Raw genomic sequence first — 13,018 nt, 5'->3', positions numbered from 1 at the left:
ATAAAACAATGAATAGAATTTTACCTTTCAAACTAACAGCAGCTATTATTTTTTTCACATTCTTTTCCTGCTCAAAAGACAGCGATGGGCCAATCATTGCAGAGGTCACTGTAACAACTTCAGATTTCTCAAAAACGATGGATGAAAACCCAACGAATGCGCAAGTAATTGGTATTGTATCGGCAAGTACGAATGAAGGGTCGGTTACATTTTCAATCACAGAGCAAACACCTTCCGGTGCATATACAATTGATGCAATTTCCGGTGAATTGAAAGTTGCAGATGAAACGCTTTTTGATTTCGAGACTAACCCTACAATTACAGGAATAATAAAGGTTGCAAATGGAACTGTTTCTGAAAATGCTTTGGTTACGGTTACCTTGAATGATTTAGTTGAGGATAATATTTATGAAGGCGATGTAATTTTAAAATCACAACAAGAAGTAGATGATTTTGGGGCGAATAATTATACTCAAATTAACGGTTTTTTAATAATTGGTAAAAGAGAAAATGAAGGATATTCTGATATAACAGATTTAACAGCTCTTCAAAGTACAAAAATTATTAACGGTATTTTTCAAATTAAAAACAACGCTGTCTTAGCAACCACAAACGGACTTAATTTGGATTTTATATTGGGGCTTTTTGAGATTTCTAATAATAGCTCTTTAGAAAGTGTAATAGGGCTTAATAATATAACTTCACTTTCAAGTTTAAGTATAGTTGCCAATAATTCATTAACGGATCTTTCCGGGTTGAGCCAGATTGTTGAAATTCAACATATTTTAGGAATTGGATTCTGCCCAGAAATTATAAATCTCGATTGGGCAAATAACATTATTAGTGTAGAAGCTATAGGCATTAGTAATTGTCACGCACTCACTAATATAGATGGTTTGAGCAATTTAACAAATATCAATCTTGGATATAATCATATTTCAATATCAGAAAATAACAGTCTCCAAAATTTAAATGGGCTTCAAAATCTGAATGACACACTTATATTTCTAGAAATCAGGAGCAATCCTTCTCTTAAAAATATTAATGGGCTAGCAAATACAAATTATATTAGAAATATAATTATCAATAACAATGACTCACTTGAAAATTTAGATGGACTTACCAGTGTTACTTCTCTTGGGCAAGGAGGTTTAAGTATTACATATAATAATACTCTTAGAAATATTGAAGGGCTTATTAATTTGGACCATGTAGATGGATATATAGGTATTACCGGCAATGAAAATTTAATAAGCTTAAATGGTTTAGAATCACTATCTCATATTGAAGGTATAGGCATTACTGAAAACACCAATCTTATTGATTTTTGTTCTTTAATAAATGTTTTAACAATAGATCCAAATACTAATTATCAAACTTATAATAATGCCTACAACCCAACAAAACAAGATATAATAGACGGCAACTGTAGTTTATAAAAATTATAATAGTTTTTTAAATAATTGAGATTCCTGTCAAAGCAGAATTTTCTTTTATGACTTCATTAACTGAAAATCTCCACGCTTTAAATCAAATTTGTTAAAATTTTTTAGCACCTAAAATGTCGGAAATAAAATCAAAAAGAGGTCTTAAAAAGAAGCGCTACACTGTTCCCATTATAATCTTAATACTCCTTATTGCCTTTCGATTATACCTTCCCACACTCGTAAAAAATAATATAAACAGGGTTTTGGCAAACATTCCTGGCTATTACGGACAGGTTGAAGATATTGATATCTCCCTTATTCGCGGCGCTTATGTTATTAATGGGATGTACTTAAATAAAGGTACTGCAGAATCACAGGTTCCTTTTCTCAAATTTCCAAAAAGCGATATTTCAATTGAATGGAAATCACTTTTCAAAGGCAAAATTATGAGTGAAATAATAATGACCAGTCCCGAAGTTGTCTATGTTTTCGAAGACCAAAAAGAAGAAAGCGGCGATGCGAATGTGGACGACTGGACAAAAGCACTTACAGATATTGTTCCCATAGACATAAACCATTTTGAGGTTCACAACGGTAAAGTGGCATTCGTCCAACTTTCCGCAGAACCCAATATCGATTTACAAATTAATAATCTTGAGCTCACCGCAGACAACCTTCGTAATGTTGTTGAAAAAGAACGTATTCTCCCCTCGCGTATTCGTGCCACTGGCGTTTCTATTGGCAAGGGAAAAGTTTCATTGGAAGGAAATATGAATCTTGTGAAAGAAATTCCAGACATGGATCTCTCCTTTTCACTTGAAAATGCAGAGGCTACTGCCCTGAACGATTTCACAAATTATTATGCCGGTATCGATTTTGAAAAGGGAACTTTCGGAGTTTATAGTGAAGTGGCAATAGCAGACGGCCATTTAATAGGTTATGTAAAACCATTGCTGAACGACACTCAATTAATTGGAAAAGAGGACGGCTTTATTGAAGTTTTATGGGAAGGGTTTGTAGGTTTCTTCAAATTTCTTCTGAAAAATCAAGGCACAGATACCTTGGCTACTAAAGTTCCTTTTGAAGGAGACTTGAATAATGTAGAAGCTGGCGTTTGGCCTACCGTTATAAATATTTTTGAGAACGCATGGATAAAAGCTTTCACCGGCGACGTTGATGGAGATATTGAATTCAAAGATGCTTTTCAGGATGAAAACTTGACGGGAGAGCAGAAACGCGAACTCCGCAAAATAGAACGGCAAGAAAGACGCGCTCAGCGCAAAAAGGAACGTGAAGCCAAAAAGGGATAAACCTTTATCAAAATTTTAATATGGAAGTAATAAAAGCCACTCTTTCAAATCTAGAACAACTAGTCCCATTGTTTGATGGATACCGTGTTTTTTATAAACACAAATCAGATCTGGACGCTGCCAGAAATTTTCTGAAAGAAAGGCTTATAAAACAGGATTCGGTTATTTTTCTATGTTTAGATGCTTCAGATAAAGGTTTAGGTTTTACGCAACTATACCCCAGTTATTCTTCGGTTTCCATGCAGCGTACCTACATTTTGAACGATCTTTATGTAGCACCTGAAGCCAGAAAAAAAGGTGTGGGCGAAGCACTTATGGAAAACGCTAAAAAATTCGCCAAACAACAAGGCAGTAAAGGTCTTACATTGGAAACCGACATAGACAATCCTGCCCAGACGCTTTATAAAAAATTGGGCTGGAAAAAAGATACACACGTAAATCATTACACTTGGGAGGCTTGATTTGGGTAATTAGAGTAATTTTACAATTAAAAGTCGCTATATCCAAAACGTTTTAGTGTCCGCACAAGCATCCGCAAATTGCTTTAAACTGAAAAAAGAATTTCTATAATGCGAATTGATATAATTACCGTACTGCCAGAATTGCTCCAAAGTCCTTTTGAGGTTTCCATCTTAAAACGCGCCATAGAAAAAGGCATCGTAGAAGTTCATACCCACAACCTCCGCGATTGGTCCACCAGCTCTTACAAACAAATAGACGATTATCAATTCGGCGGAGGCGCCGGAATGGTTATGATGATTGAACCCATCGACAAATGTATTTCAGAATTAAAAGCTGAACGCGATTACGACGAAATAATCTATATGACACCCGATGGCAAAACATTCAATCAACATACCGCCAACGAGCTTTCGCTGAAAGAAAATATAATTATTCTCTGTGGGCATTACAAAGGTGTGGACCAGCGCGTGCGCGATCATTTTATAACCCGTGAAATCTCTGTGGGCGACTTCGTTTTAAGCGGTGGAGAACTTGCAGCTGCCCTTGTTTGCGATGCCATAATCCGTTTGATTCCCGGAGTTTTGGGAAACGAAACCAGCGCGCTGACAGATTCTTTTCAAGATAATTTATTGGCCCCACCAATTTACACACGCCCCGCTGAATATAAAGGCTGGACCGTTCCCGAAATATTAACAAGTGGCAATACCCCAAAAATTGAGGAATGGCGGGAAGATCAAGCCTATAAGCGCACAAAGGAACGTCGGCCGGATTTGCTGGAGTAAAAGTGAATTAAACGAATAACCCAAAAAAAAATGCAACTTTATTTATTTTACGTAATAAATTATTATTTTTGCACGTAAAACAATTTACAATGGACAAAAAACTCACACTAAGCCTTAACGAAACTATTATAGAAAGTGCAAAAGTCTATGCAAAATCGAACAATATAAGTCTGTCAAAACTAATAGAGTCGTATTTGACCGCGCTCACAAAACGCAAAATAAATGGCGCTACTATTACTCCTTTGGTAGAGAGTTTAAGTGGCGTAATAACACTTGACGAAGATTTTGATGTTAAGGATGGATATTCAGACTATTTAATTGAAAAATACAAATGAGCCGAATATTGATTGACACCAATATAGTTATAGACCTGCTTTCAAGACGAAAAGAATTCTATGATGAAGCGGCCGATTTATTTTCGCGAGCGGATAGAAAGGAACTTAATTTGACGATTTCAGCTTTAACATTTGCAAACACAAATTATATACTAACTAAACTAAAGTCACCAAAAGAAGCCCGTGAAATATTACGAAAATTTAAGGTTTTGGTAGAAATACTTAGCTTAGATGATAAAATAACCCAACTAGCTTTAAGTGATGATGATTTTCCAGATTTCGAAGATGGATTACAGTACTATTCGGCTATGGAAAATCAAATTGATATTATCTTAACCCGCAACAAAAAAGATTTTAAAAACTCGAAAATTCCAGTTTTAACGGCAAAGGAGTTTTTGGCGAAAAAATAATATTATCCTTTAAAATAAACTTAAGTTCTAACAACCTAAAAAAAGAAATTAAATCTTGCTTCATAACATAAATTCCTTACTTTTGCACCCACTTAATTCAACCTCTGGCGAAAACCGCGAACGTTGTTTTAATTTAAACCTTATCAAATTATTAAAATGGAAGCGTTAATAAAATTTGTACAAGACGAATTTGTTACAAAAAAAGAATTTCCTGAATTCGGAGCTGGTGATACAATTACTGTTTACTACGAAATCCGTGAAGGTGAAAAAACAAGAACCCAGTTCTTTAGAGGTGTTGTAATCCAAGTGAAAGGAACAGGTATTACCAAAACTTTTACAATCCGTAAAATGAGTGGTACTGTTGGTGTGGAACGTATTTTTCCGCTTAACATGCCAGCCCTCCAAAAAATTGAGATCAACAAAAAAGGTAGCGTACGTAGAGCTCGTATCTACTACTTTAGAGGTCTGACCGGTAAAAAAGCCCGTATCAAAGAAAAGCGTATGTAGTTCTTCTTTGTTGAAAACTATCAAGAGCCCTGTTTTTACAGGGCTTTTTTTATGAACAATTGTTGATAAGCGATGTTTGTAAACTGTGGACTTTTAAGGGGTTATACAATATTGCATATTAAATTTTCCGTTCTATATTAGCATTATCAAAATGGCTTCACAGCCAAGTTGATAAAATAAAGTAACGTTCTTTTACAAATATTTTTCTCAAATTGTTGACGAAGCTGACGCTCTCATGACTGTTAGTTTCCAGATTTTGAAAGAATAAAAAGAAAACACTTTACATACTTTTTTTAGTTGTTTGAGGTACTCAAGATCTTTAGATTATTAGTATTGAGATTAAAAAAAGTTTTGAGTCAATTTTTTGTAAGACGCATTTGCCTTACGGCAACTACGAAACTAGAAAAATTTGAACTCGTGTAAGTAAGTCACGCTCGCAAGTCTATAATAAACTTGCATTAAATCTGTCTTTGACGGATTGGCGATAACGGTTTACTTTACAAGGAGCCATATCACAATGTATTTATACAGTGATATGGCTTTTCTTGTTTTTAGTGGTTTTTGGTCACGAATTCACTAATAATTGTGTTTTTTGTGCACCATATTTTTGCGAAATACTATGAAAAATTGAAAAACACTCGTGAATTCCTGGCAAAATTTCGCATCCTTTAAACCCAAAACTTAAAAGCTCCTAAACTTTTAAACTACCTTTTAAAAGCCCCCCCCAAATCGCTATATTTGCTTACCTTAAAATTTCAAAAAAAATATTTCAATGACAAATTCTTCTAAAATTATATATACCAAAACTGATGAGGCACCTGCTTTAGCAACCCACTCTTTTTTACCTATTATTGAAGCCTTCACTTTACCCGCAAACATAAGACTGGAAAGCCGCGATATTTCGCTTGCAGCAAGAATCTTAGCTGTTTTTCCAAAATTCCTCAAAGAAGAGCAGCGTGTAAGTGACGATTTAACTGAACTTGGCGAACTTGCAAAAACACCGGAAGCCAACATAATTAAATTACCAAATATAAGTGCTTCCTTACCGCAACTTATAGAAGCTATTGAAGAACTTCAAAAGAAAGGTTTCAATATTCCCGATTATCCAGAAACCGCTATTACTCCTGAAGAGAAAGAAATTAAGGCAAAGTATAACAAAATAAAAGGAAGTGCTGTAAATCCAGTACTTCGGGAAGGCAATAGCGACCGTCGTGCACCAAAAGCAGTGAAAAATTTTGCGAAAAAACATCCTCATAGCATGGGTGCTTGGAGCAAAAACAGCAAAAGCCATGTTTCTACAATGCAGCACGGTGATTTCTTTCATAACGAAAAATCACTGACAATGGTAACAGATAACACGTTGAAGGTTGTTTTGGTTGAAAACGGCGGGAATAAAACCGTTTTAAAGGAAAATCTTAATGTGCTGAAAGGTGAAATTATCGACGCTACGGTTATGAGCAAGAAAGCTTTGGTTTCCTTTTTGGAAGAACAGGTGAAAGATGCTAAAGAAAAGAAAGTGCTATTCTCAGTTCATTTAAAGGCTACAATGATGAAAGTGAGCGACCCTATTATTTTTGGGTACGCGGTAAAGGTCTATTTTGAAGATCTTTTCAAAAAATATGCAGACACATTTAAAAAATTGGGCATTGATGCAAATAATGGCCTGGGCGATTTGGAAAACAAACTTTCCGAATTAAACGAAAATGAGAGAGACGCAATCCTGAAGGACATTAAAAAAATAATGGCTAAAAATCCAGACCTCGCAATGGTTAACAGTGATAAAGGCGTTACTAATCTGCACGTGCCAAGCGATGTAATTATCGATGCTTCTATGCCAGCGATGATTCGCAATTCTGGCCAAATGTGGGGGCCCGATGGAAAAAGTCACGATACAAAGGCCGTGATTCCCGACAGTAGTTATGCAGGAATCTATGAAGCAACAATTGAGTTTTGTAAAAAACACGGAGCCTTTGATCCTACAACAATGGGAACCGTTCCAAACGTAGGTTTGATGGCCCAAAAAGCAGAGGAATACGGAAGCCACGACAAAACTTTTGAAATTTCAGCAGAAGGTAAAGTGCAAGTTTCGGATGCTTCCGGAAAAGTAATCATTGAACATAATGTTGAAAAAGGTGACATTTGGAGAATGTGCCAAGTGAAAGATTTACCGATTCAAGATTGGGTGAAACTTGCAGCAGAGCGCGCACGTGCAACCAGAAATCCCGCGATTTTTTGGTTAGATGAAAACCGCGCGCACGACGCCGAGCTTATTAAAAAAGTTAATAAATATCTTTCTGAACATAATACTGACGGACTTGAAATAAAAATCCTCTCCCCGGAAAAAGCTACCGAATATACTTTAGAGCGAGTAAAAGCCGGAAAAGATACTATCTCGGTATCTGGAAACGTATTGCGTGATTATCTTACAGACCTCTTCCCTATTTTAGAATTGGGCACAAGCGCAAAAATGCTTTCCATTGTTCCATTGATGAATGGTGGCGGTTTGTTTGAAACTGGTGCGGGAGGTTCTGCGCCAAAACACGTTGAACAATTTATGGAAGAAAACCACTTGCGTTGGGACTCGTTGGGAGAATTTTTGGCGCTTGCAGTTTCACTGGAGCATTTAGGAAGCAAATACGACAATCCAAAGGCAATCGTTTTAGCAGATGCTTTAGATGAAGCAACTGAAAAGTACTTGGAAAACAGTAAGTCACCTTCTCGAAAGGCTAATGAAATAGACAATCGCGGAAGCCACTTTTATTTGGCGATGTATTGGGCAGAATCTTTATCCAACCAAGACAAAGACCAAGATCTGAAAAAGATCTTTACTCCAATAGCTAAAAAACTGAAAGAGAACGAAGCTAAAATAAATGAAGAATTGATTAGCGTTCAAGGTCATTCAATAAATATTGGCGGTTATTATGAGCCAACCGAAAAGTTAGTTTTTGAAGCGATGCGACCAAGCAACACTTTTAATAAAATACTGACGGAAATAAAATAAAAATCAAACCGTTTTAAAACCTTCAGCATTGCTGAAGGTTTTTTTTACCCATTTTTAATATATGCAACTGAAAAAAATACTGATTTTATTAATTTTCTTCGGAAGCACAATGGTCTTCGCGCAGGAAAAGTTCACACTTAGCGGTACAATTTCCGAAGAGGATACCGGAGAAACACTGATTGGCGTCAACGTAATTATTCCTTCCCTTCAAACAGGTACAGTAACTAACCAATACGGTTATTATTCCATTACAATTCCCGAGGGCGAATATGAAATTGTCTACAGTAGCATCGGTTTTGCACCACAAAGAGTTCAGGTTTCTCTTTCCGAAAATATAAAAAAAGATTTGCAACTCACTACTGATACTGAAAGTTTAGATGAAGTAGTAATTGAAGCGAATGGTGAGAGACTCAATATTCGTAGCTCACAGATGAGTGCAAATACGCTTTCCACAAGCACCATTAAAAAAATCCCTGTGGTTTTAGGCGAGGTAGATGTAATAAAAGCTATTACATTGCTTCCTGGCGTTACAAGTGCTGGCGAAGGCGCAAGCGGTTTCAATGTTCGTGGCGGCGCGGCAGATCAAAATTTGATTTTACTGGATGAGGCTACACTTTATAATTCTTCGCATTTATTTGGATTCTTTTCAGTTTTTAACCCAGATGCAATTAAGGACTTAACCCTTTATAAAGGAGGAATTCCGGCTCGCTACGGCGGACGTATTTCTTCGGTTTTAGATATTTACCAAAAAGACGGAAACAAGCGGGAATATCACGCAAGTGGTGGAATTGGTTTGGTTGCAAGTCGTTTACTTTTGGAAGGCCCAATAAAAAAAGATGTTGCTTCGTTTTTGATTGGCGGCCGCAGTAGTTACGCACACTTATTCCTCCCGTTGTTTGATAATGACAACGTTGCCTATTTTTATGATCTTAACACTAAACTTAGCTACAATTTCAACGATAACAACCGTTTATTCTTGTCAGGCTACTTCGGAAGGGATGTTTTTGAAATCTCTGACAGCTTTGCAAATAAATTCGGAAACACTACACTAAACCTGCGCTGGAACCATCTTTATTCTGATAAATTATTTTCAAACCTATCACTTATCTATTCAGATTACTACTATGGCCTGCAACTTAAGTTTGTTGAATTTGATTTTGATAGCGGTGTCCGAAATTTCAATTTGAAATATGATTTTACACATTATATTTCAAACAACATCGATTTACGTTATGGAATCAACAGTATTTACTACAAATTCAATCCTGGAGATGTAACGCCAACTACTGAAGATTCAGGGATTAATCCTTTTAAACTGACCGACAAATACGCTTGGGAAAACGCGGCCTACGTTGAAGCCGAAACTGAAATTTCAGATAAAATCTCAGTTCAGGCGGGACTTAGATTGTCAACTTTTAATCGTTTAGGGCAGGATCAATTATTTTTATATGAAAATGACAACCCAATAATTTATAATGAAAGCTTAGATATTTATCAGAAAGGAAAACCAATTGACACAGTTTCCTTTAGTAAAAGTGAAACAATAAAATCTTTCGCTAAACTGGAGCCACGTTTTGCAATTTCATATTTGCTGAATGACGACTCTTCCATAAAAGCTAGCTATAATAGGATGTCGCAATACATTCACTTAATCAGCAATACCACTTCGCCCACTCCTTTTGATATATATGCGCCCAGCGGAAAATATATTGAGCCGCAATTGGCAGATCAAGTAGCATTAGGTTATTTCAGAAATTTTGAAAACTATTCCTTGGAAGTGGAAACCTATTACAAAAAAGTGAAAAACCGTTTGGATTATGTCGATGATGCCGATTTAATTGCAAATGACGCCGTGGAGCAAATACTATTGAACGGTGAAGCAAGAGCATATGGACTTGAAATGCTTTTCAAAAAAACTAAAGGAAAATTTCAGGGCTGGATTGCGTATACGCTTTCCAAGAGTGAACAGCGAACCCCAGGAAGAACGGCAAGTGAAAGTGGAATCAATAATGGTGAATGGTATAATTCAGCGTGGGACAAAACGCACGATATTTCAATAACTGGACAATATGAGCTTTCAAAAAAATGGTCGTTTGGAGCAAATTTCATTTTTCAAACAGGCATTCCTACCACATATCCAGAAGGGCAATACGCGTATAATGGTGTAGTAGTTCCCGTTTACGAAGCACGAAACAGCAGTAGACTCTCTTCATACAATCGTTTAGATTTTTCCGCCACATGGACTCCTAAACCCGAATCAACCAAACGCTGGAAAGGTGAATGGGTTTTCAGTATTTACAACGCTTACAACCGTAAAAATGCTGCTTCCGTAAGTTTCAGAGAAAATACAGACATTGGTCAAAATGAAGCGGTAAGGCTTTCAATTTTTGGGATAATCCCTTCGGTAACCTATAATTTTAAATTTTAAGAACATGAAGAAGTTATTTTTATTGGTGATTTTCTTCGGAATTTTTTCTTCGTGTGAAGATGTTATTGATGTAGCGCTTAACGACGCCCCACCAAGGCTTGTGGTAGAGGCAAATCTAAACGTTTGGGAAAATGGAAGTACCAGTGCTGCTGTTCGTTTAACTACAACCGCTCCATTTTTTGATGATAATGTACCTTTTGTGACAGATGCAGATGTTAAAATTATAGATGAAAACGGCTTGGTTTACCCTTTTAATTACAATCAAGATGGAGTTTATACATCTAGTTTAGCCCCTCAACTGAATGTGGATTATAGGTTGACTATAGTTTATAAAAATGAAACTTATACGGCTACTGAAAGGCTTTATACAGTTTCCCCATTGCAATTTGTTGAGCAGCGCGATGATGGTGGTTTTACCGGAGAAGATATTGAACTGAAGGCCTTTTTTACCGATCCTGCAGGTGAACAAAACTTTTATTTTTTCGAAGGACTTTCAGAAAGAGGGGACGTTTTAGATGTTTATAATGATGAATTTTTTGATGGTAACACCATTTTTGGTTATTATTTGGTTGAAGATTTGGTTCCCGGAGACAAAGTGCAATTTAATATTTATGGCGTAAGCGAGGCCTATTATAATTTTATGTTTATCCTGTTGCAACAAACCAGTGATGGAGGTGGTGGTCCTTTTGAAACACAGCCTGCAACCGTTCGTGGGAATATTGTTAATGAAACAACTGCTGATAATTTTCCGTTGGGGTATTTCAGGATTTCAGAAGTTTCTACACTTAATTACACTGTTCAATAATCTTTTTTTTAATCCTAAATTTGAATATGTTTTTTATTAAAACAACAGAATCCGATTCGGAATACAATCATTTGGAAAAAATGAGTGTTTCTGAATTGCTTCAAAACATCAATAGAGAAGATAAAACAGTCGCACATTCTGTTGAAAATGCGCTTCCGCAGATAGAAAAACTTACTAAAAAAGTAGTTGAAAAATTGAAAGCTGGCGGAAGATTGTTCTACATTGGTGCTGGAACTAGTGGCCGTCTAGGAATTGTCGATGCGAGCGAATGTCCGCCTACCTTCGGCGTTCCGCAAAATTTAGTGGTTGGTTTGATTGCGGGAGGCGATAAAGCAATCCGAAAAGCCGTGGAATTTGCAGAAGATTCCGAAAATCAAGGTTGGGAAGATCTCAAAGCAGAAAATATTTCAGAAAAGGATATTGTAATTGGCATTGCGGCATCGGGAACTACTCCTTATGTAATTGGGGCATTGAAGAAATGTAATGAAAGCAACATTGCTACAGGCTGTATAACCTGCAATGAAGCAAGCCCTTTGGCTCTAACTGCACAATTTCCCGTGATCGTAATAGTAGGCCCAGAATTTGTTACAGGAAGCTCACGAATGAAGGCGGGCACCGCTCAAAAACTGGTCTTAAACATGATATCTACAGCTGCTATGGTTCAATTAGGCAGGGTAAAAGGAAACAAAATGGTAGATATGCAGCTCAGCAACAACAAGCTCGTCGATCGTGGCGTAAGAATGATAATGACTGAATTAAATATTACAGAAAAAGAAGCGCAAGCACTTTTAGAAAAACATAAATCTGTTCGGAACGCTATAAATAATTTTCAAAATGGGTAAAGAGCACACAAATTTTGACTTATTGAAAAAGGGACTAAAATTTATGGCTTTTGCTTTGCCGTTACTTTTTTTAAGCCCTTATCTGCTAACTTTATCCTTCCTCAATAAAGAAACATTTATGTTCTACGTGTTTCTATTCTTCGGAGTAATTGCCGGTGCGAGTGCTATTTATCTTTGCTTCAAAGGAATAAATACTATCTTGAAATCTATTTTTTAATGAAGAAATTATTTTAATTCTACTTTAACCAGAACGACTTCTTTTTTACTTTTTGAAATACAACGCATTATTTAGACCTGCGAGCTTTCTAAATTATCATAATCTTCAGCCAATCAAAGGGAAATAAGCCAGTTCGGCATATCGTGTTTTGATACCATAATATCTCTTTCCCATTGAATTTACTATATGGTATCCGTATCTAATATTTACAATCCGGTAAGTTGGTATCGAGACTTTCTCAAAGAAAAAGCTATCATATTTTAATGTAGGTTTTAAAGGTAGGGATCTATATGAGAGAAACGGCATGTTCCGGTCACTTTTAGTAGTGGCCAACATATACCGTCATACTGTGAAAGAACATTTCTCTTTATTCCATAAAAAAAGTCCCTTCACAAAAGTGAAGGGACTTCAAGGAAGGCGGCGACCTACTCTCCCACAGGATTGCAGTACCATCGGCGCAAACGGGCTTAACTTCTCTGTTCGGAAAGGTAA

Annotated in this window: 12 protein-coding genes and 1 rRNA gene; 12 read left to right on the top strand and 1 reads right to left on the bottom strand. The window is 36.4% G+C overall.

Translation table 11 applies throughout. The annotated features are described in order from the left end of the window. Nucleotides 1-8: 8 nt before the first annotated feature. The 12 genes from ESV24_RS06245 to ESV24_RS15500 all read left to right on the top strand — a co-directional run bounded on the left by ESV24_RS06245 (nucleotide 9) and on the right by ESV24_RS15500 (nucleotide 12,526). Complete coding sequence (locus ESV24_RS06245; protein WP_111815532.1) at nucleotides 9-1,439, top strand: cadherin repeat domain-containing protein; 1,431 nt, start codon at nucleotides 9-11, stop codon at nucleotides 1,437-1,439. 122 nt (nucleotides 1,440-1,561) lie between these two features. Continuing rightward, nucleotides 1,562-2,737, top strand: coding sequence for a DUF748 domain-containing protein (locus ESV24_RS06240; protein WP_111815531.1), 1,176 nt, complete (start codon nucleotides 1,562-1,564; stop codon nucleotides 2,735-2,737). A 20-nt stretch (nucleotides 2,738-2,757) separates the two neighbouring features. Further along, complete coding sequence (locus tag ESV24_RS06235) at nucleotides 2,758-3,198, top strand: GNAT family N-acetyltransferase (RefSeq protein WP_111815530.1); 441 nt, start codon at nucleotides 2,758-2,760, stop codon at nucleotides 3,196-3,198. Between the two features lie 108 nt (nucleotides 3,199-3,306). Beyond that, nucleotides 3,307-3,981 (top strand): tRNA (guanosine(37)-N1)-methyltransferase TrmD, encoded by a 675-nt coding sequence (gene trmD, locus ESV24_RS06230; protein WP_111815529.1) that lies wholly within the window; start codon nucleotides 3,307-3,309, stop codon nucleotides 3,979-3,981. Nucleotides 3,982-4,070: 89 nt separating this feature from the next. Continuing rightward, entirely contained in the window at nucleotides 4,071-4,316 is a 246-nt protein-coding gene (locus ESV24_RS06225; RefSeq protein WP_111815528.1) for a DUF6364 family protein, read from the top strand. Next, complete coding sequence (locus tag ESV24_RS06220; protein ID WP_111815527.1) at nucleotides 4,313-4,726, top strand: type II toxin-antitoxin system VapC family toxin; 414 nt, start codon at nucleotides 4,313-4,315, stop codon at nucleotides 4,724-4,726. Before ESV24_RS06225 ends, ESV24_RS06220 begins: the two co-directional genes overlap by 4 nt. Nucleotides 4,727-4,882: 156 nt before the next feature. Further along, the gene (gene rplS, locus ESV24_RS06215) at nucleotides 4,883-5,233 is read left to right on the top strand and encodes a 50S ribosomal protein L19 (RefSeq protein ID WP_068761998.1); all 351 of its coding nucleotides are present in this window, start codon (nucleotides 4,883-4,885) and stop codon (nucleotides 5,231-5,233) included. 772 nt (nucleotides 5,234-6,005) lie between these two features. Beyond that, nucleotides 6,006-8,234, top strand: coding sequence for an NADP-dependent isocitrate dehydrogenase (locus tag ESV24_RS06210; protein ID WP_111815526.1), 2,229 nt, complete (start codon nucleotides 6,006-6,008; stop codon nucleotides 8,232-8,234). Between the two features lie 61 nt (nucleotides 8,235-8,295). Beyond that, the gene (locus ESV24_RS06205) at nucleotides 8,296-10,662 is read left to right on the top strand and encodes a TonB-dependent receptor (protein WP_111815525.1); all 2,367 of its coding nucleotides are present in this window, start codon (nucleotides 8,296-8,298) and stop codon (nucleotides 10,660-10,662) included. A 4-nt stretch (nucleotides 10,663-10,666) separates the two neighbouring features. After that, nucleotides 10,667-11,467, top strand: a complete 801-nt coding sequence (locus ESV24_RS06200; RefSeq protein WP_111815524.1) for a DUF4249 domain-containing protein — start codon at nucleotides 10,667-10,669, stop codon at nucleotides 11,465-11,467. 26 nt (nucleotides 11,468-11,493) lie between these two features. Further along, a complete protein-coding gene (gene murQ / locus ESV24_RS06195) occupies nucleotides 11,494-12,309 on the top strand; it encodes an N-acetylmuramic acid 6-phosphate etherase (protein ID WP_111815523.1) in 816 nt (271 codons plus the stop codon). Next, nucleotides 12,302-12,526, top strand: coding sequence for a DUF6095 family protein (locus tag ESV24_RS15500; protein WP_111815522.1), 225 nt, complete (start codon nucleotides 12,302-12,304; stop codon nucleotides 12,524-12,526). The genes murQ and ESV24_RS15500 overlap by 8 nt, the downstream gene beginning before the upstream one ends. 412 nt (nucleotides 12,527-12,938) lie before the next feature. Here the strand turns inward: ESV24_RS15500 and rrf are convergent. Continuing rightward, nucleotides 12,939-13,018 (bottom strand): 5S ribosomal RNA (rrf, locus tag ESV24_RS15660); the annotation flags it as partial.

The sequence above is a fragment of the Aequorivita lipolytica genome, from assembly GCF_007997135.1.
GTDB lineage: Bacteria > Bacteroidota > Bacteroidia > Flavobacteriales > Flavobacteriaceae > Aequorivita > Aequorivita lipolytica.
The sequence above is the reverse complement of the archived record's forward strand: the minus strand, read 5'-3'. Positions and strand labels throughout refer to the sequence as shown.

Bases quoted from the DNA above. Each gene is read 5' to 3' on its own strand.
- ESV24_RS06245 (WP_111815532.1), top strand. From the start codon at position 9: ATGAATAGAATTTTACCTTTCAAACTAACAGCAGCTATTATTTTTTTC.
- ESV24_RS06240 (WP_111815531.1), top strand. From the start codon at position 1,562: ATGTCGGAAATAAAATCAAAAAGAGGTCTTAAAAAGAAGCGCTACACT.
- ESV24_RS06235 (WP_111815530.1), top strand. From the start codon at position 2,758: ATGGAAGTAATAAAAGCCACTCTTTCAAATCTAGAACAACTAGTCCCA.
- trmD (WP_111815529.1), top strand. From the start codon at position 3,307: ATGCGAATTGATATAATTACCGTACTGCCAGAATTGCTCCAAAGTCCT.
- ESV24_RS06225 (WP_111815528.1), top strand. From the start codon at position 4,071: ATGGACAAAAAACTCACACTAAGCCTTAACGAAACTATTATAGAAAGT.
- ESV24_RS06220 (WP_111815527.1), top strand. From the start codon at position 4,313: ATGAGCCGAATATTGATTGACACCAATATAGTTATAGACCTGCTTTCA.
- rplS (WP_068761998.1), top strand. From the start codon at position 4,883: ATGGAAGCGTTAATAAAATTTGTACAAGACGAATTTGTTACAAAAAAA.
- ESV24_RS06210 (WP_111815526.1), top strand. From the start codon at position 6,006: ATGACAAATTCTTCTAAAATTATATATACCAAAACTGATGAGGCACCT.
- ESV24_RS06205 (WP_111815525.1), top strand. From the start codon at position 8,296: ATGCAACTGAAAAAAATACTGATTTTATTAATTTTCTTCGGAAGCACA.
- ESV24_RS06200 (WP_111815524.1), top strand. From the start codon at position 10,667: ATGAAGAAGTTATTTTTATTGGTGATTTTCTTCGGAATTTTTTCTTCG.
- murQ (WP_111815523.1), top strand. From the start codon at position 11,494: ATGTTTTTTATTAAAACAACAGAATCCGATTCGGAATACAATCATTTG.
- ESV24_RS15500 (WP_111815522.1), top strand. From the start codon at position 12,302: ATGGGTAAAGAGCACACAAATTTTGACTTATTGAAAAAGGGACTAAAA.